The organism is Leptospira fainei serovar Hurstbridge str. BUT 6 (assembly GCF_000306235.2).
Taxonomy (GTDB): Bacteria; Spirochaetota; Leptospiria; order Leptospirales; family Leptospiraceae; genus Leptospira_B; species Leptospira_B fainei.
Window position 1 is genome coordinate 33,033 of the sequence record NZ_AKWZ02000011.1, and the last position, 19,337, is coordinate 52,369.

The 19,337-nt window shown below is 43.6% G+C and carries 20 protein-coding genes and 1 pseudogene; 13 read left to right on the forward strand and 8 right to left on the reverse strand.

Features of this window, described 5'->3' with window-relative positions; translation table 11 throughout:
* Positions 1-11 precede the first annotated feature (11 nt).
* From LEP1GSC058_RS17900 to LEP1GSC058_RS17965, 12 genes are all read left to right on the forward strand, one after another.
* Positions 12-398 carry a DoxX family protein gene (locus LEP1GSC058_RS17900; RefSeq protein ID WP_016551303.1) on the forward strand — a complete coding sequence of 129 codons (387 nt, stop codon included), beginning with the start codon at positions 12-14 and terminating at the stop codon, positions 396-398.
* Positions 399-572: 174 nt separating this feature from the next.
* Complete coding sequence (locus LEP1GSC058_RS17905) at positions 573-1,142, forward strand: dihydrofolate reductase family protein (protein WP_016551072.1); 570 nt, start codon at positions 573-575, stop codon at positions 1,140-1,142.
* A 305-nt stretch (positions 1,143-1,447) separates the two neighbouring features.
* A complete protein-coding gene (locus tag LEP1GSC058_RS17915) occupies positions 1,448-1,966 on the forward strand; it encodes an SRPBCC family protein (protein WP_016551169.1) in 519 nt (172 codons plus the stop codon).
* Positions 1,967-2,076: 110 nt separating this feature from the next.
* On the forward strand, positions 2,077-2,559 hold the full coding sequence (locus tag LEP1GSC058_RS17920) for an SRPBCC family protein (RefSeq protein ID WP_016551372.1): 483 nt from the start codon (positions 2,077-2,079) through the stop codon (positions 2,557-2,559).
* A gap of 9 nt (positions 2,560-2,568) precedes the next feature.
* Positions 2,569-3,027, forward strand: a complete 459-nt coding sequence (locus LEP1GSC058_RS17925; protein ID WP_016551118.1) for an SRPBCC domain-containing protein — start codon at positions 2,569-2,571, stop codon at positions 3,025-3,027.
* 46 nt (positions 3,028-3,073) lie between these two features.
* A complete protein-coding gene (locus LEP1GSC058_RS17930) occupies positions 3,074-3,619 on the forward strand; it encodes an SRPBCC family protein (protein ID WP_016551191.1) in 546 nt (181 codons plus the stop codon).
* A 138-nt stretch (positions 3,620-3,757) separates the two neighbouring features.
* Complete coding sequence (locus tag LEP1GSC058_RS20215) at positions 3,758-3,931, forward strand: dihydrofolate reductase family protein (RefSeq protein ID WP_016551322.1); 174 nt, start codon at positions 3,758-3,760, stop codon at positions 3,929-3,931.
* A gap of 12 nt (positions 3,932-3,943) precedes the next feature.
* Complete coding sequence (locus LEP1GSC058_RS17940) at positions 3,944-5,470, forward strand: MFS transporter (protein ID WP_016551236.1); 1,527 nt, start codon at positions 3,944-3,946, stop codon at positions 5,468-5,470.
* Entirely contained in the window at positions 5,467-5,997 is a 531-nt protein-coding gene (locus tag LEP1GSC058_RS17945) for an SRPBCC domain-containing protein (protein WP_016551128.1), read from the forward strand. Before LEP1GSC058_RS17940 ends, LEP1GSC058_RS17945 begins: the two co-directional genes overlap by 4 nt.
* A 293-nt stretch (positions 5,998-6,290) precedes the next feature.
* On the forward strand, positions 6,291-6,788 hold the full coding sequence (locus LEP1GSC058_RS17950; RefSeq protein WP_016551339.1) for a serine hydrolase: 498 nt from the start codon (positions 6,291-6,293) through the stop codon (positions 6,786-6,788).
* 178 nt (positions 6,789-6,966) lie between these two features.
* Entirely contained in the window at positions 6,967-8,535 is a 1,569-nt protein-coding gene (locus LEP1GSC058_RS17955; RefSeq protein ID WP_016551243.1) for an NAD(P)/FAD-dependent oxidoreductase, read from the forward strand.
* Positions 8,536-9,041: 506 nt separating this feature from the next.
* Positions 9,042-9,302 carry an RNA recognition motif domain-containing protein gene (locus LEP1GSC058_RS17965; protein ID WP_010409572.1) on the forward strand — a complete coding sequence of 87 codons (261 nt, stop codon included), beginning with the start codon at positions 9,042-9,044 and terminating at the stop codon, positions 9,300-9,302.
* A gap of 189 nt (positions 9,303-9,491) precedes the next feature.
* On the opposite strand, the pseudogene LEP1GSC058_RS17970 reads toward LEP1GSC058_RS17965, so the two are convergent.
* From LEP1GSC058_RS17970 to LEP1GSC058_RS17980, 3 genes and pseudogenes are all read right to left on the reverse strand, one after another.
* A pseudogene (locus LEP1GSC058_RS17970) lies at positions 9,492-9,857 on the reverse strand (LB_289 family protein); the annotation flags it as partial.
* A 247-nt stretch (positions 9,858-10,104) separates the two neighbouring features.
* Complete coding sequence (locus LEP1GSC058_RS17975) at positions 10,105-10,533, reverse strand: thioesterase family protein (protein WP_016551159.1); 429 nt, start codon at positions 10,531-10,533, stop codon at positions 10,105-10,107.
* Positions 10,534-10,569: 36 nt separating this feature from the next.
* On the reverse strand, positions 10,570-11,289 hold the full coding sequence (locus tag LEP1GSC058_RS17980) for a hypothetical protein (RefSeq protein ID WP_016551256.1): 720 nt from the start codon (positions 11,287-11,289) through the stop codon (positions 10,570-10,572).
* Between the two features lie 135 nt (positions 11,290-11,424).
* On the opposite strand from LEP1GSC058_RS17980, the gene LEP1GSC058_RS17985 reads away from it, so the two are divergent.
* A complete protein-coding gene (locus LEP1GSC058_RS17985) occupies positions 11,425-12,324 on the forward strand; it encodes a glycerophosphodiester phosphodiesterase (RefSeq protein ID WP_051133843.1) in 900 nt (299 codons plus the stop codon).
* A 16-nt stretch (positions 12,325-12,340) separates the two neighbouring features.
* Here LEP1GSC058_RS17985 and LEP1GSC058_RS17990 read toward each other — a convergent pair whose 3' ends face one another.
* From LEP1GSC058_RS17990 to LEP1GSC058_RS18010, 5 genes are all read right to left on the reverse strand, one after another.
* Positions 12,341-13,909: an FMN-binding glutamate synthase family protein gene (locus LEP1GSC058_RS17990; RefSeq protein ID WP_016551365.1), complete on the reverse strand. Its 1,569-nt coding sequence runs from the start codon at positions 13,907-13,909 to the stop codon at positions 12,341-12,343.
* A 120-nt stretch (positions 13,910-14,029) separates the two neighbouring features.
* Positions 14,030-14,827, reverse strand: coding sequence for a UDP-2,3-diacylglucosamine diphosphatase (locus LEP1GSC058_RS17995; protein ID WP_016551107.1), 798 nt, complete (start codon positions 14,825-14,827; stop codon positions 14,030-14,032).
* 155 nt (positions 14,828-14,982) lie between these two features.
* Positions 14,983-15,375, reverse strand: coding sequence for a DoxX family protein (locus LEP1GSC058_RS18000; RefSeq protein WP_016551062.1), 393 nt, complete (start codon positions 15,373-15,375; stop codon positions 14,983-14,985).
* 66 nt (positions 15,376-15,441) lie between these two features.
* The gene (locus tag LEP1GSC058_RS18005) at positions 15,442-17,376 is read right to left on the reverse strand and encodes an AMP-binding protein (protein WP_039948800.1); all 1,935 of its coding nucleotides are present in this window, start codon (positions 17,374-17,376) and stop codon (positions 15,442-15,444) included.
* 114 nt (positions 17,377-17,490) lie between these two features.
* A complete protein-coding gene (locus tag LEP1GSC058_RS18010) occupies positions 17,491-19,302 on the reverse strand; it encodes a diguanylate cyclase (protein WP_232224743.1) in 1,812 nt (603 codons plus the stop codon).
* Positions 19,303-19,337 lie beyond the last annotated feature (35 nt).

Genomic DNA, 19,337 nt, shown 5'->3' on the forward strand with positions numbered 1-19,337 from the left:
GAAATCGAATCGTGAAAAATGAAAAAATCAAAAGCATCGTGTATTGGATAGCTACTGCGCTTACGGCAGCTAATTATGCGTTCGGTGGAGTCGTCTACCTAAGTCGTAATGCAGAAGTGGCCGCGGGCATGAGCCAATTAGGTTATCCACTTTATTTCGCATCGATTTTAGGCTTTTGGAAAATACTGGGCGCTATCGCCATCGTTATACCGCGATTTCCGTTAGTGAAGGAGTGGGCGTACGCCGGAATGGTATTCAATCTTACTGCGGCAGCAGCTTCGAACGCGTTCGTGGGCAATGCCGTGGTCCATATCATTACGCCTTTAATCGGTTTGGTTTTAGTCGTAGCCTCTTGGGCATTACGGCCCGCAAGTAGAACTCTTCTATTCAAGTCGTAAAGTTCTATAATTGAGCGAATCGGATGGATAAGAAAGATCGAATATGGAATGAGCGATAATATTCTAAAACCGAATATAATTTCGTTAAATAGAATTCAGATCATTCGATGAATATTCTGCCCATCCGGTTCGAAGCGAATAAACGAAATACCATAGATTAAGAGGGAATATCAAATGAGAAGAATAATCGTTTCCGAATTTCTTACACTCGACGGAGTCATGGAAGATCCCGGTGGGGCAGAAAAATCCGAATTTGGCGGATGGAGTCACCAATTCTTTAACGAAGAATTCGGAAAATATAAATTCGACGAATTATTCTCGTGCGATGCTCTTCTTTTAGGTCGTTTAACATACGAAGGCTTTGCCGCAGCTTGGCCTTCGATGACCGACGAGCAGGGGTTTTCGGAAAGAATGAACGGTATTCCTAAGTTCGTAGTCACGACGACGCTTACTAAGGCGGATTGGAATAATTCGACGCTAATAAAGGAAAATATCGTAGCTGAAATAAGTAAGCTCAAAGAACAACCGGGTAAAGACATTCTGGTAGCCGGTAGCGGAGTTTTAGCGAGGGGCTTATTGCAAAACGATCTCGTCGACGAATTTAGACTGATGATTCATCCGATCCTAGTCGGCGGCGGTAGGCGGCTGTTTGACGAAACACCGAGGAAAGTTCTTAAACTCGTGGAGTCCAAGGAGTTGAATACCGGGGTTGAAATTCTAACATATCATCCCGTAAAAAATTAGGAAAATATAAATAATAGAAATTTTAAGTTTGGAGAACGTGCAAATATCGAATATAGATCAAACGAGGAAGAGGACCTGTGCGGTCATACGAGTGTTTTCGAATCGCCTCGAAAACAAGTCTTTATGGCTTGGGCGGAATCTAAATACGTTATCCGCTGCCGGTGGTCGAAATCATTCGCAGCCCGCTTTTATAAGATAGACTTTCGCGTAGGGAAACGTATTAAGCAAAACCTCCGTTACGGCATTAGAGGAATTCTCGCATTGAAAATCATAAAATCAGAATTTGACCATAAAAGAAGGTAACCATGAAAACCGAAAATATTACCACTCAAATCGAAGGAAAAGAATTCATCATCTCGCGCGTTTTTGACGCACCTCGTGATCTTGTTTGGAAAGCCTGGACCGAGCAGGGGCGCATGACTCAATGGTGGGGGCCGAAAGGGTTCAATACGAGTGTCGCAAAATTAGATCTCCGCCCCGGAGGAGTTTTACATTACGGCATGAAATCTCCGGACGGGCTTGAAATGTGGGGTAGGTTCGTTTATCGCGAAATCGTACCGCCGGAACGGATCGTTTTCGTAGATTCTTTTTCGGATCAAAACTGCGGAGTTACGCGACATCCCTTGAGCGAAACCTGGCCTCTCGAAGTATTGAACGTACTTACTCTCACCGAACAAGAGGGAAAGACGGTAGTTACGATTAAGGCAGGCCCGATTAACGCAACGGAAGAAGAAATCAATGCGTTCTTAGGCGGATATGAATCGATGCGGAAAGGTTTTGCCGGGATCTTCGATCAGCTTGCCGTGCATCTTGCAAAGACTTGAAACCTACAGAATATTTTTATCTGGTTCGGAGGAAGCGCAGGATCTCTTCGAGGAGTTCCAGGCGAAATGCTGATTTTCGTAGGACTCGATATATAATAAGGAGAAAGAATTTGGCGCAAGGAAATACGAATATTTCGGATACGGCCGATAGAGAAATCTCAGCAACACGAATCTTTAATGCACCTCGCGAATTAGTTTGGAACGCTTGGACGGATCCAAATCACGTAGCACAATGGTGGGGTCCGTTCGGATTTAAGAGTACCGTGCATGAAATGAACGTGAAACAAGGAGGAGTTTGGCGTATTACGATGCACGGTCGCGACGGAATCGACTACCCGAATAAGATCGTTTATCTTGAAGTCGTAAAGCCGGAACGATTAGTATATTCTCATGGATCGGATGATAAGGAAAATCCCGGAGATTTCCATGTGACGGTGACCTTTACCGAGCAAGAAGGGAAAACGGAACTTTGCATGCGTTTACTCTTTAAAACGGCAAAAGATCGCGATCGACTAGTTAACGAATTCGGAGCGATAGAGGGATTGAAGCAGACGTTAGATCGCCTCGCGCAATTTTTGGCTAAGGTGGCTTGATTTTATCCTATGGGAAATGACGGGGAACTTCTTATAACTCGCATCTTCGATGCGCCGCGAGAGATCATATTCAAACTTTGGACAAACCCGGAATATACAAAACAATGGATGGGCCCGCGGGAACATCCGGCAGTTTATGTTGAACAAGATCTCAGACCCGGCGGAGTTTGGCGTACTTGTTTGCGAGCGGTAGACGGTAGCGGCGATCTTTGGCAAAACGGGGTTTATCACGAAATCAAAGAACCCGAGAAACTCGTTTTCACTTTCGTTTGGGAAGGCGATAACGATCTTCCCCATAAGGAAAACTTGGTGACGATTATCTTCTCCGAACACGAAGGAAAGACAAAGATGATATTCAAACAGTCGGTATTCGAGTCGGTAACTCAACGAGACGGCCATCAATACGGTTGGAATAGTAGTTTCGATAGATTGGTCGAGCATCTTGCGAGGGTTTCAAAGAGTGATTGATTGCGTCCGCTTATATTTATCAAATTTAGATTATTAGGAGATTTTTATGTCTAAACTAAAACAAATTTTAAAGGTCGGAGCGGCGATCATCGTGGTTCTGATTATCGCCGTACTCTTGTTAGCCGCCAATAAATCGAACACTCTCCGTGTCGAACGTTCAATTGAGATTAAGGCGCCTCCGGAAAAGATTTTCGTGCTCATCAATAATCTCCAAAGCTGGCGTTCCTGGTCGCCGTATGAGAAATTGGATCCGGCGATGAAACGAACTCTCACCGGACCGATATCAGGAAAAGGCGCCATCTACGAATGGAATGGCAATTCAAATATCGGCAAGGGAAGGATGGAGATTATCGAATCGACCGAACCTTCTAAAGTGGGTATAAAATTGGATTTTCTAGAGCCTTTTGAAGCGCATAATACTGCAGAGTTTACTCTGAAAAGCGGAGGGGATTCTACCAAAGTCACTTGGATGATGTCGGGTCCTGCTTCCTTTTTTTCCAGGATCTTGGGAGTCTTTATCGATATGGATACGATGATCGGAAAGAATTTCGAAGAGGGACTGGAAAATCTAAAGAGAATTATGGAAAAGTGATATATTTCGAACGTAACGGTACTCGCGAATAAGCGGAAAGACGGTTTTGGTGAGTAAGGAAAATATCATAGACGAAGTCTTGAAATTAAAGAATCAAACCGGTAAAGACATGGCGATCTTCGGAAGTTCCAACTTATCATGAACCTTCATAAGACACGGAGTTGCGATGAATTTAGGAATATCGTCAGTCCTATCCTTTTAGGAAAAGGTAGGACTTTGTTTGGGGAAATGGATTCTAAGCTGAATTTAAAACTCGTTCGGACCACGATGTTTGACTTAGGACTCGTTTCGCTTTGTTATAAACCGGACTAAAAAGGAATCTAAATGAATGAAAATGTTCCTCCAAGGGCAGGGAGTCGCGAATGGATCGGCTTAGCCGTGATCGCTCTTCCTTGTCTTTTATATGCCATGGATTTAACGGTCCTTTATTTGGCGGTTCCGCATTTAACCGCAGCATTGAAACCGACTAGCTCCCAGTTATTATGGATCGTTGATATCTACGGTTTCTTAGTCGCAGGATTCTTAATTACCATGGGAACTTTAGGAGATAGAATCGGGCGACGAAAACTTCTCTTGATAGGTGCTGGAGCGTTCGGAGTCGCTTCCGTACTTGCGGCATTTTCGACAAGCGCCGAGATGCTTATCGGGACGAGGGCTCTTTTAGGAATCACTGCAGCGACTTTGGCGCCGTCAACACTATCGTTGATTCGTAATATGTTTTTAGATCAGAATCAACGCACCGTTGCGATCGGTATTTGGGGAACAAGTTTTTCGATAGGCGGCGCGATCGGTCCTCTTGTCGGCGGTCTATTGCTAGAACATTTCTGGTGGGGATCGGTATTTTTATTGAGCGTTCCGGTTATGGTAGTACTGCTGATCGTCGGTCCGACATTATTGCCGGAATTTAGAGATCCAAATGCAGGGAAGTTAGATATCTTTAGCGCGGTACTGTCATTGGCTTCCGTTCTTTCGGTAATCTACGGACTAAAGCAAATCGCCGAAAACGGTTGGGGATTATTGTCTATTCTTCCAATTTCGATCGGACTCGTCATCGGTTTCTTATTCGTTCGACGACAACAAACGTTAGCCGATCCGCTTCTGGATCTATCCCTTTTTCGGATTCCAGCCTTTACCGGCGCATTAGTCGCGAATACACTTACGATTTTTGTCGCATTGGGAACCTTTCTCTTCATCGCACAATATTTGCAATTAGTACTCGGACTATCTCCGTTGGAAGCCGGGTTATGGACGCTGCCGTCTGCAGCGGGAAACGTAGTCGGTTCCTTGACAGTACCAATTCTGGTTCGCTATATTCGTCCTGCATCCGTGATGGTAGGGGGATTGATATTATCCGCGTTAGGACTTCTGCTTTACGCACAGGTTGATGGAACTTCCGGATTACCATACATCGTATGCGGATCGGTTGTTTTATCCTTAGGCATCTGTGCGGTTGTCATTTTGGGAACGGATATTATCGTTAGTGCTGCTCCACCGGAACGGGCGGGAGCGGCAGCTTCGATTTCCGAAACCGGCGCGGAATTCGGCGGAGTACTCGGAATTGCAGTACTAGGTAGCATCGGAACGATAGTCTATCGAAATCAAATGAAAAATTCGGCTCTGATCGGCATGAGTCCTGAAGCAGCCGAGGACGCGCGAAATACGTTAGGCGCGGCCGTCGGGATTGCCAACGAACTTCCGGATCAAATCAGGACGATCTTATTGGGACTTGCTCGCGAAGCTTTCACTGATTCGTTACAACTTATCGCTATCATTTGCGCAGGTCTTACGATTCTTTTAGCGATTACCGTAATCGTAGCGCTTCGAAATATGCGAAAAGGAGAAGGCGCATGAAAGAGAGAAATGCAGTATCGGTGAAAATCGCAGAACGTGAGCTAGTGCTAACGCGCATTTTCGACGCGCCACGAGAGTTAGTATTTAGAGTTTGGACGGATCCAAAACACGTAGTAAATTGGTGGGGACCGAATCATTTTACGAATCCTGTCTGCGAAATGGATTTCCGTCCAGGTGGAAAGTATCGAATTATTATGCGCTCTCCTGAAGGGGTCGATTACCCGGTTGCGGGTTCTTATTTAGAAATCGTTGAAAATGAACGAATCGTATCTACCGTTTTTGTAGTAGAACATCCGAAAGAATGGATTGAAGAAATGAGAAATAGCATCGGCCAAGATGAAGAAGCAAATTCCTTGGACTCAGTTGTGACCGTAACTTTCGAGGATCACGAGAAAAAGAAAACAAAACTGACTATTCGTAGTCGATTTGAGTCCGATACGGTTCGCGACGGATTCAAAAAAATGGGAATGGTCGAAGGCTGGACTCAGAGCCTCGAACGATTCGAAGACCAATTGTCAAACGGCTGAACCTATTTGTATCTTCAACTGTCTAAACGGGAATCGACTTCGTCTTAGAAAATTCGAATATTTCTAAGATTAAAGTTTAAGATTCTCGTTCGGACAGGAAATGAACCTAAAAACCTATTTCAAAATATTCATAGCCTTTCAGTTCTTTCTGATTGGTTGCAATTCGAATAATCAATATGATCGCGCATTAACGAACGGGTATCCGAATCCCCAAACTTTTAAAATCTTCCCGGAAAGAAAGGCCGGAAACCTCCGGCCCGACTTCGCTTATAGGTAAATCGGAAAGAGTGAAGATGCCGGAAGTTTTAACGTTCCTAACGGTTCGCAACGGCATGCAAACGATCCCTTTCGATGAAATTTTGAAAATTACCCGAACAAACGCTCTTGTCGTAATCAAAGAAAACAAGATAGTATATGAAAGATATCTGAACGGATACAATCGGGAGAGTCTTCAAACTTCCTTCTCTTCCGCAAAGTCCATCCTTTCGACTTTGATAGGTATCGCTATCGAGGAAGGAAAAATGCAGAGCGTAAACGATCCGATAATAAAGTACATACCCGAGTTGAAAAATCGCGGATTGGATACCCTGACGATAAGAGACATTATGACGATGTCCACAGGCATAGACTACAATCGGGTTGAAGATACTTTTTTTCCTTTGATTCCTTTTTCTCCCGATATTACCACGTTCTATGGCGACAATCTGCGCGCGATAATCGAAGATTTACATTCAGGTAAAATACCCGTCGGAAAATCATCTTTGTTTCGCCTTCGCGGAAGACGGTCGTAGTTCGCTTAGGCGAGGAGTCTAATAATAATTATCAGTGGCCTTCTATCGCAAAGGCGTTAGCAGGGCAACTTAAATAGGAAATCATTCTAAAAGAAAATTTTTGAGAACCTTCCGACCGAATTTTTTCTGATAGTCCGATTCTACGCGGCTTAAAAGATTCAAATAGAAAATACCTTTTATGATAAAAGAACTTCAGGTTCGGTTGGCTCCTGAAATTGCAGGACAGGAAGAAGAATTAAAGCGCTATCTTTCAAGGACCGCTAAGATCCCTTTAACCGACATTCGCCATATAGAAATCCTAAATCGGTCGATCGATGCAAGGCAAAGAACAGTAATTATAAATCTAGGGGTCCGAATCTACGTTCGCGAAGATTTTGTTGAGAAACCGATCGTTCTGCCAGAATATTCCGATGTCCGCAATGCCGAAGAAATACTCGTAATCGGAGCCGGGCCGGCCGGGCTATTTGCCGCGCTCCAATTAATAGAATCCGGACTTAAACCCGTTATTATAGAGCGCGGAAAGGACGTAAAAAATAGGCCTGTAGATCTGCGGAATATTAACGCACATCATATCGTGAACGAGGATTCAAATTATTGCTTCGGCGAAGGAGGAGCCGGAACATATTCGGACGGAAAACTCTACACTCGATCCAAAAAGCGCGGGAACGTCCGTCGAATTCTCGAATTACTCGTAGGGTTCGGGGCAAATCCCGATATATTGATAGAAGCACATCCGCATATCGGAACGAATAAGTTACCGAATATAGTTCGCCGCATTCGTGAAGTCATATTGGAACGGGGCGGGGAAGTACATTTCAATCAACGCGTTTCGGATTTTCTCTTGGAAGGGAACCAAATTCGCGGGGTAACGACTAAAAACGGAGATCGATTTAAATCGAATAAGGTGATTCTAGCCACGGGACATTCGGCTCGGGATATTTTTACGTTATTGCATTCAAAGGGCATTGAAATAGAACTAAAGCCGCTTGCAATCGGAGTGAGAATCGAACATAAACAATCTCTAATAGACTCGATTCAATATCGCTGCGGCGATCGGGGGCTTTTTCTTCCTCCTTCTCCCTATAGTATCGTTAAGCAGATTGACGGAAGAGGGGTTTATTCTTTTTGCATGTGTCCAGGCGGAGTAATTGCCGCCTGCGCAACAAAATCGGAGGAGATCGTTACAAACGGATGGTCGTCGTCGCGCAGAGCGAGGCCGACCGCAAATTCGGGGATCGTAGTGGAATTAAGACCGGCAGATTTTAAATCTTTCGATATGCACGGTCCCTTGGCGGCAATGGAATTCCAAAAAGAGATCGAAAAGAAAGCCTGGATTGCCGGCGGTAAAACTCAAGTTGCTCCCGCGCAGCGCCTAATCGATTTTGTCGAAGGAAAGATTTCCGGTGACCTTCCAAAAACGTCTTATCCGCCGGGTGTTAAATCCGTCGATCTAGGAACTGTCTTACCGCCTCTCATTTATGACACTCTGCGGGCAGGGTTTCGTGAATTCGATAAATCGATGCGCGGATATCTTACGAACGAGGCAGTCGTTCATGCCCCGGAAACTAGAACTTCGTCTCCGGTAAGCATCCCCAGAGATCCAGAATCCTTACAGCATATACGTATCGCAGGCTTATATCCTTGTGGAGAAGGGGCAGGTTATGCCGGTGGAATCGTGTCCGCAGCTATGGACGGGATTCGATGTGCAAATGCAATCGCTGCAAGAATAACGCCTTTGAATACTTGAACCGTTAATAATCCGCTAACAATTACGAACTTATCGGTTTTTATCGGAAATAAGATTTGGGAATCGTCGGCTTTCACATTCACATCTATCAGCGACTGTAAGGCAAAAAAGCCCAGGACATCCTTCCTTATCATCTTCAAGACGGGATAGCGGAATGGACCGAGTTTTGGAGGAATTCCTTCAAAATGGACCTAAAAAAATCGGAATTTTTGAACTATTTCCAACTTAAACGCGCAAACAATTTCTTATGCTTGCGCGTTCCGGGAGAGAAATTTATAATGGCTCTATTGCAGGTTTGCTGATCTTTTAAACCGCACATGTCACAGTAGTAGATATCCGATCGTAGCGGATTGAGTTTGTTTAGGTAATTTACCGGCAGTTCAATTCGAATATTGATCGCGAATCCCACTCGAATCGCTTCCTTCGGCACTTTTGGTTGTTTTCGGGAAACGACTAACCATTTGCGAAATCCCGGCTGCCTAAAATGAAACTAACTCGAGGAAAGCATGCAAAATCGCAAACTTTTTGTAGGAAATCTGAACTACTCTGTAGGACACTCAGAAATTAACGAACTATTCTCTAACTATGGTGAAGTGGCTTTTGTTAAAATTATCGAAGGCAAAGGCTTTGGCTTCGTTGAAATGGCAAATGAACAACAAGCTGAGAATGCTAAGAACAGCCTGAATGGCACTGAATTTAAAGGCAGAACTTTAAACGTAGACGTTGCAAAACCGCAAACGTTTAATAACCGCCCGAAAAGACATTAAAATCAAAGACTATTCTGAATAAGTTTAGTCTTGAATAAAAAAGAGCACGACCCGAAGGGTAATTACTTTTCGGAACCGTGCTCTTTTTTTTTGATTTGAATAACTGCACTTGTGAATCAAGTGATGGCGATGCCCGATTCAGTGTTTTTGCTGGAGTTCCAGAATGGAACTAAAGAAAAGCCGGAGATTTTAAACTCCGACTTCTTGGGTTTCTTCGTCTTCCTCTTCTTCAAAGGAGAGAAGTTCTAATAACTCTTGGTAAGCCCGTTCTTTTTCCACGACGCCGGTCTTTTTGATCGCTTTACGGAGCACATCATCCCATTTTTTTTGAGGGATTAGGGCCTGCATATCTTCTAAAACTTCCAAAATACCGATATCGTCTTTCGTATTGAAAATCTCAGTGGCGTCGTAGCGAAATAATCCGGATAGCTGATCGATAAAATCGCCCACACTGCTTCCTTTCGAACGTCTCTCCAGGGTTTCTTGTTTTTTTTGCGCTTTGCGGAGATCTCTTTCTCGTCTCTCCAACTCGGTCCGTTTCATAGAAAAACCCTCTCTTTCCGGCTATATTACCATTCTTTATTAGCGGTCGCCTAGGCAAAGAAAAAACTATTGGATCGCTTTTAGGGAATGTGTCCTTTTGCTTGTTTTGAAATTTTTTTAGCCCTTAGAGGGGGGAGTTTTAGCCGGTAAGAAATACTCTCACCCCGTTTTCTCATTTTGAGATCGTCTTTATAAATTCGACTGCCTTTGCTAATTAGACAGTCTCATCGAGAAAAAAAGTTCCGGAATGGTACCTTGCTTAGAACCAACCCCTAAAGACGCCCGGAATTTCGGTAACCTTTCGGGTAGTATAATCCATAAACACCAATCCCGTCTTTGCCTCGCATATCACCTTCCCTGTAATCGGCCCGTCGGTATGAATCATTCGATAGAATAAATCACAACCCTTAGAGCTAAAATCGGCCGCGCCGATCTCGATACGAACTTCATCGGCAAAGAACGCTTCTGCTTTATATACGACGACAAGATCCGTTAAAATAATTCCGGAACCCTCCACGTCTAATTCATTGTATCCTTTCTCCTGAAACAAGCGCGCACGGGCCTCATGGAGCAAGGAAACCACTCGATCGTGAGCAAGATGTCCCGCAAAGTTCGTATCATATATTCGAATTTTTAACGATGTAGACCAGGAAAGAATCTCGGGTAAATGCAATTGAACTCTAGCCATCTTTGTCCCCTAATTGATCAAAGAAAATATTTGTAATTACTTTTCAAGACCCTTTTCTCTTCGCTCCCGTTCTAATTTTTCGATGATTTCCCGAGCTTGCTGGGTCTTCTCCCGCTCTTCCTCCGGCGTAAGCAGCTTCGGTTGGGTCGGTCGGGAAAATTCTCCCGAAATTCTTTCGCCATTAAAATTGAAAAGAGCCGCTGATAAAACGGCAACGGCTATACTTCCGAATATGGCGTTCCTACGTTCGCACTTTAATCCGTAATATAATGCATTCATAATTAGATAAGCACCATAAGAAAAAAATAAAATAATCAGGACGACTCCGAACCAACCGGAGGTAAACGTCTCACTTAAAATTGCAAGCAGGGTCGTTAAAAAGGAGAGCCTGGAAACGTAGGTCGTAATTCGCAAAAGATCGAGCAGACCGCGAGAATATTTCGCAATCAAATAGAATGCCCCGATTCCGGAAGCCAGGAAGAGAACCGTATAGATCGACGAATAGAAAATGAGCCACAAAAGGGAAGGTATTATACTTCTAAATAGGAAGTCGATTATGGAACCGCCTAAAAAGAAAAAGAGGAGCGCTGATTTGATGGAGAAAAGTTCGCTAAAAAGAAAACTTAAGAGTATAAAAAAGAAGGCCCTTTGAACAGAAATTCGATAACCGTCATCCGGGATTATTTCGATAAAAGTCCGTCCGGGGGACTTAATTAAGGAGATTGCTTCTTTTAAATACGCTTTTAAAATCTTCATAATTAAAACCGCGTCACATTGTTACGAATTGAAAAAAAGGCAAGCGATTCTCCTGAAAACTACTTTCCTTCGTTTCGAACGAAGATAGAAAGGTTCTCATTCGTTCTAATGGTATTAGAGTCGAGGGAGAGTTCGATGTCGTTTTCAACGTTCCAGCTACGGGGAAAAAATTTACTATTCCTATCCGTTTTCTTTTTATCGATCGTTTTAGGAACTTCTTGCGTTCACCACTCTCCTAGACAAGAACAAGTCCAAAAGCAATTTCCGGAAAAGTTCATGATCATAGGACACCGTGGTGCGAGAGCTTTAGCCCCGGAAAATACCATTGCCGGGTTCCGATTGGCCGAAAAATACGGCCACGGCTTCGAGCTGGATACGATGTTATGCAAAACCGGCGAGCTTGTAGTTATTCATGATTATAGCCTGGATAGAGTGACGAACGGAAAAGGAAAGGTTAAAGATTCTAGTCTAGCCGATATCAAGCGACTAGACGCAGGAAGTCATTTTTCGCCGGAATATAAAGGAGAACAGATCCCGACTCTGGAAGAAGTATTGAATGAATTCGGCGGGAAGACTGTCATTGATATCGAAATCAAATCCGAAGAATCGGGTGAACCGGCACAGAAAGTAGCCGATGCCGTTGTGGATTTACTGACCAAAAAAAAATTTCCCGAAAAGGTTTTCGTCTCATCGTTTAATCCTATCGTCTTAGAACGAATCCGGGAGACGAAGCCTGAGATTCTGAGGGGACAAATTTACGGGACTTTCAAGGATTCCACGCTCCCTTTCTATAAGAAAGTCGCGTTGAAAAATCTTCTTTTAAACAAAAAGGCCGTCCCGGATATCTTAGCCCCGGAGCATCTTTTAGTAGATCAGGAATACGTTAAAGAATATCATAAATTAGGATATAGGATCTATCCTTGGACGGTAAACGATCCTAGCGAAATGAGAAAACTCATTCAGGCGGGAGTGGACGGAATCATCACTGACAAGCCGGACCTACTCGCTCAAATCCTGAAAGAATTCGGAAATTGATTCCCGAATAAATTTTTTAAGTTTTTTGCGGAATGAAGCTCGTATAGTCCATCATCGTCGTGAATCGAACAGGCTCGCGTTCATATTGCAGAACTTCGGTTAAGGTTCGAAACCGATTTTGTCCGGCTCCGATTTCTATATCATGCCCGGTAAATTGCAGCGGATGCTCGTATCCGCACGCGTGCGCGACGGAGAGTAATTCCTTTCTGAATCCCTTGATATAGTTCGCTGCCCGATCGGCCTTAATGGAGACATCAAGCCCGGCTTGTAGCCATTTACTCTGGGTTGCAATTCCAGTAGGGCAGTGTCCGGTATGACATTTTTGAGCTTGAATACAGCCGATGGACATCATAGCTTCGCGTGCGACATGTATCAAATCACAACCCATCGCAAAGGCTATGATAGTTCGATCAGGAAAACCTAATTTACCGCTCCCGATCCATACGATATTATCGGATAACTTTTCCTCTTGAAAAATCGTATAAACTCGCGCAAAACCGACCTTGAACGGTAAGGAAACATGGTCCGTAAACGTTAGAGGGGCAGCTCCCGTTCCGCCTTCTCCTCCGTCGATCGTGATAAAGTCCGGTCCTTTTCCGGTTTCTTTCATTCGCTTAGCCAGTTCTTCCCAAAATTTAGTCTCACCGACTGCACTTTTGATTCCTACGGGGAGCCCTGTTTGCTCGGCGATCTTTTCGATGAAATTAATCAGACCTTCCACATCCTTGAATTCGGAATGCGCATTGGGTGAAACGCAATCCTGACCCGGCTTTATTCCTCGAATTTTCGCAATCTCCGATGTGACTTTCGCCCCAGGCAGTATGCCGCCTTTACCCGGTTTGGCTCCCTGAGAGAGTTTGATTTCAATAGCTCTCACGTTCGGATTTCCTGCAAGGCGCTCCAAAAACTTGTCCATCGAAAAGCGGCCGTGTTCGTCTCGAGCTCCGAAATATCCGGTCCCTAATTGCCACATCACGTCGGCGCCAAACCCGTGAAACGGAGATAGACCACCTTCGCCGGTATTATGATAACAGCGGGCTAATTTCGCACCCTGATTCAAAGCGGAGACCGCTCTTTCCCCTAATGATCCGTAAGACATTGCGGAGATATTAACTACGGACGGAGGGCGATACATTTTTTTTCTGCGATGAAATTCACCCATGACTTTCAAGGACGGGATCATCGAGGGATCTCCATCTACGAACTTAGCATGTCCTTCCGGAAACGGAAATGCGGCATGCTTTATGATCGGATATCCTGCGTCGTATAAAAGTTCCGTTGTTCCGAAGCCGAAATTATTATTCTGTTTTTTTGCGGTCGCATACACCCAGGATCGTTCGGCACGATTGAAGGGCATCTCTTCCTTATCGTTCGCGACCCAATATTGCCTTAACTCGGGTCCGACCATTTCGAATAGGTATCGAATATGACCCACGATAGGGAAGTTGTGTTTGATTGTGTGCTTTCTTTGAACTATATCGTGGATAAAAACGGCGACTAAAAGAAATCCGACGATTGCCGACCAAAATAACCAAGGATGATTGTCTATGATTCTTAAATACTCGAAGATCCGTTCTTCAGACATGGGCGAAAGTATATCCTATAGGAAAGAAATTGCAATTTCGTTTTTCCGGACATATTCGCAATGGAAATTATTATGGGAAAGGAAAAACCGAAATCCCGTTTCGGTATTTTCAATCGACGCTCAAACTTTCAGACGGAATTCCTTCTTGAATTCTTTTCTGGCGGTCATTCGAATTCCTATAAACTTACGCAATTCCTGTATTACGAAGGTATTACTTTTAACCCAATCCCCCGTGTTGATGATGTTCATTTTAGGCAGGCAAAGGAAATCATGCGTATGACCGGAAATAAGCACCTTCTTGCCCTGATGAGCGAACTTAGCCAATCGCTGGTAGTATGCCAAAGTTTCCTCGGTAGTCGTCGGGTCCTGGCGGTTTAAGTGTTTATGATAGAAGGTTTCCGAAAATTTAAATACCCCGGGAAACAAGGAAGCGAAGACATGCAATAACCTTAGAACGAATATCGATCCTATCCATGTAAACTTATTATATTGTCCTTGATGTCCGTGAACGGCGATCAGTATCTCATCCTCGGCTTTCTCGCAAATTATCCAACCCCGCTCGCGCAAGTAGGTTTCCACGTTCGGGGAAAGACGCATCAAATAAGAGGTAGTATCGTGGTTCCCGACAATATAATATTTGCGTCCTTTTCCGCTGGCGAGCCGATCCAAGCGATCGAAGAGTTTATTAAATCTCTTTTTACCTTTAACCCGTCTTAATCTACGATCGGCGCTAAAAAACCAACTTTCGATAATGTCACCCACTAAGTACACATTGTGAAACTTGATTTCCTTCCGATCGAGATGATCCAAAAGTTGAAAGAGTTCTTTGTGTTTATGCGACTTGATTTTTTTATTCAGGAGATAATGGATATCGGAGACGAAAAATCCGTCGTAGGTTTTTCCTCGGGGGAATTTCATTCGGTCAAAGTCGCCTTATCCCATAAGAAGGTATGCTGAAGAAATGTCAACGGAATCGATTCCGATTGCCGACTTCTTTCCGTATATTTTAGAATAAAAATGCGTTACGATGGAAGATTGAATTAGAATTTATTTCCTTCCCGAATTCTGGAAAATCAGGACGGAGGACGATTATCCCATTCTATACTTAAGATGACCGCGCATGATACAAGGGTAAATAGCGCTAAACCGAATAAAAGCCCGCCGTCCTCATGAATCACGATACCTAAAAAGAGCAAATGAGAGAAAACGGCTCCTATCATCAGAAAAAAACCGCCCATTGCGCCGATAAATCGAAGCGGCGGAATCAATAATAAAATTGCGATTAGAAATTCAAAGGTCCCGGTCCAAATTCTTCCCCAAGGCTCCACGCCAAGGGAGGAGAAAATTTCCACGGATTCCTGTGCACCGGTAAATTTGAAGAATAAAGTCTGCAGGAAAATGATCGCAGATAAAATAGATAGAATTGTCGAAATTCGATTCTTAATGGGTTGAGTAAGAGACAACATTTAGAACTCCTTTTCCCCAATTCGAGGAATTAATTCGATCGGTTACATTTTTCTCGAAATAAACATTTATCGGTACAGATCGTTGATCGCATCTTTATATTTATCTGTGACTATATTCCTTCGCACTTTCATCGTCATCGTGAGTTCATCTCCCGGTTCGAATTTTTTCGGCAAGAGATAGAAATTGGAGACTTTTTCGAAATTCTTGAATCCGTTTTTAGAGGAAACGAGATCTTTAATTTCTTTCTTAAAGAGTTCTCTTACATCTGGATCGGAATTCGGGTCCTGAATTTCCTGCAGCAATCTGGATTTCCAGTCTCTTAATTGTTTATCCAGAACTTCCCAATCCGGTACTAGTAAGGCGCTCACCGCCTTTTTATCGTGCCCTACAATCATCGCTTGTACGATTAATTCGCTTTGTGTTAGCGCAAATTCGATCGGTTCGGGTTCTAAATTCTCGCCGCCCAAAAGAACAATCGTATCTTTAGCTCTACCCGCATATTTTAATTCTCCCTGCACTGTCCAAAGCAATAGGTCTCCCGAATTCAGCCATCCATCCACAATGATTTCCGCCGTTTTCTCCGGGTCCTTATAATAGCCCATCATGACGTGAGGGCCTTTATGCCATGCGACTCCTTTTATACCCGGCTCGTGAATTTCTTTACCTTGCTCGTCGATCAGTTTGATCTCAACTCCCGGAATGCAACGGCCTAACGTTCCGACCGTAATGGAGTTTAATCTTCTTCTTGTTGAGACTCCTCCTAATTCGGTCATGCCGTAACCTTCTAAGATTGGAATTCCGATGGAATTGAAGAATCGATCAACATATTCCGGCAAGGCTCCCGCCCCGGAAAGAGCAAATTTAAGCTTTCCTCCTAATCCTTGTCTAATCTTCGAAAAAGCCGCCATAGCAATCAGATTAGCGGGAAATAGTAACATAACGAAGAATAATGCGACCAATCTTCGCCCGAACTCACGAAAGATTGAAACTCGCTCCAGCATATATTCCAAACCGAGTAGGCGACTTCTATATTTATGAAATGTCGAAGCCGTTCCTTGGAATACCTTGAATAGAAATTTGCCGAGCGGGGAGGCTTCTCTCAGCTTATCATAAATCTTATTATAAAAACTTTCCCATACGCGGGGGACGGAAAGCAAAAACGTAGGCCGAATTTCCTGCAAATCCTGACCAAGACTAGAAATCGAGGTAAACGCCTCGGACGCTCCGATCCGAATACACCCTGTTTCGATTAGTCTTTCCGCAATATGCCATGGAGGCAAATAAGCCATCGTACGATCTTCGGCGCTGAACTGAATATCATCGATGGAAAGGGACATGTCCACGTTAAAAAGAATATTCTTGTGAGAAAGCATTACCCCTTTAGGTCGTCCCGTAGTTCCGGAGGTATAGACGATCGTGGCTAATTCATCTTCAGAAACGGACTCTCCACGTTTATGAAATTCCATTTCCCCCTTATCCTGAATCCAACGGTCGCCTAACGAGATTAAGTCGTCTAGATGCAGTAATTTAAACGGTAAGTTCGGGCCTATATGTGAGGAAGGTTCGAATAGAATTACGACTTTCAGATAAGGAAATGAATCCGGATTAGAGGCTATCTTTCTAAGCACGACCGCATTTTCGACGAAAGCGACCCGAGCTTCCGAATGATTCAGGATATAAATCAAATCCTCGGAAGTAGAATCCGTTCCTCTTGGAACGTCCACGCATCCGATATTCGTAATCCCCATACTGACCCAAAGCCAACGATGACCGGAATCGGCAATCAACGCTACGTTTTCTTTCCTATTGACTCCGATCGAAGTTAATCCGAGTCCGATTCGCAACACTATTTGATACAATTCACCGTAAGAAACCGCTCTATAAGACTTTCCGTCGGGCTTATAAAATTGAGCCGGATGGTCCTTAAAAGTTTCGGCGGAAACCTTCATCATGTAATATAACGTCTGTGAATTTAGTATAGGCAGTTTGGAAGGTTCCATAGCGGGAACCGATTGTAACCTTGAGAAGAAGGGGGGTCCAGGAAAATTTGAATATTTAAAAGCTTTTTTACGGTTTTTTTAATATTTATCCCTGTATAGACGATTTCTATTCATTTAATGACGAATATGGTTTCTACCGAAAGATTTCGCATCGTACAAATTCTTATCCGCAATTCCAAGAAGTTCTTCCGGAGAATGTATCTCTCTATCTAGATTACTCGATACTCCTATCGAAACCGTTACTCGGGAAAAAGGACTTTTTTCATGAAGAATATTCATGTCTTCGACCGTTTGCAACATGTTTAATGCGACCACAATCGCTCCCTCCACAGGAGTGTCCGGCAGAATAACCCCGAATTCTTCGCCTCCGTAGCGCGAAATCATATCTGAAGAACGATTTAAACATTCTTTTAGGGATTGAGCCACCCGCTCCAAAACTTCATCACCTTTTAAATGACCGTACGTATCGTTAAAGGCTTTAAAATAATCCACATCAATCATAAGAAGCGATAACGGGCGTTCTGTTCTAACGGAGCGATTCCATTCTCGGTCCAATTCTTGATCAAAGAATCTTCGATTCGCAACTCCGGTTAAAGGATCCAAAAGAGAAAGTTCCAGTAGTTGATCGGCTCTTTCCTTATATTCATCTTTTTCCTTTCGGAATGTGTTAATACGGTCCACTAACCCGAGGGAAAGAAGTATGACGTTGCTCAATAATCCGAATTTTAACGCCCCGCTTGCAACCGGCTCAGAATCGTAAACCCCCAATCTATTTAAAGAAAATATAATTGTTCCTATCAGTCCCAACACCCAAGCGGCCAGAAAAATTTTAGCCTTTCTGTCATTTTGGAAAACTCGTAAAACCGAGATGACTACCAGTAATAGAATCTCGAGAATCGGTAAAATAGCGCTGATCGGTAATAGGATTCGAAGAGGAACGTATATTGCAGAAAGAAGATAAACGATCCAAACTGCGATGATGCCCTGCAGAGCGATGTGTAATCGAGGATGAGAATTTTTCGTTTGCAGATACTCTGCGGAAAACAATCCGAGAAAAATCATCGCAATCGCTGCAACGGCCACGAATAGATAAGCCAAAAATTTAGGGTAGTCGGATAAAAATAGCCAGAATCCGTATCCGGATCCTAAGACTGCGAATAACGTAAAAGCGAAAACAACGATAGTATAATATAGGTATGCCTTCTCCCGGATTCCTAAGAATAGGAAAAAGTTGTAAAACACCATCACACCCAGGGCTCCGAAAAAAATTCCGTTAAACAAAAGCGATATTTTGGAAGATTCTTCCAATCTGGTCCGAGTGGTAAGGTATGTCGGAACGGTCAACGAGCCTTCCGATTCCACTTTAAAATAAACTTCCACGACCGATTTATCTTCCAAGGGAAGGGGGAATACGAAAAACCGATCGTTGAAAGGCCGTTCTTTAAAGGGAAACGAATCTCCGGTATGGAACTCGCCCTCTCTGCCGAGAGTGTCTTTCCAATAAAGATCGATTTTATCCAGATGCGGATATTCAATTTTTAAAAATCTTTCCTCGGATAGCGGCTCCTCCACCTCTATCTTAAAATGGAGCCAATATGGACTGGAATCATAACCGAAATTAGGAATTCGATTGGTATTTCTTCGGAATGCAGAATCGTATTCTCCGCCGATAATTTCATTTGCGGGAAGCGATTTCGTCGAGTCCTTCATATAGAAGATCTCTTTGGACAGAAGAATTTCTTCAGGAGAGCGTGTATCTAGTTTGAGCGGTTCGGAATCTTCTGACGGACTTTTTCCGGATTCTGCCCCGCTTTCATTAACAGAAAAGAAAATAGAAGATGCGAGAATCAGTAAAATTAGGACAAACGTTTTACTTAGTATCTTTGATCGTTTAAAGCGTTCTCGCATATAGCTGAAAAGATTCACCGTAACCGCAGAATGTCAAAGATTTTCGGAGTTCG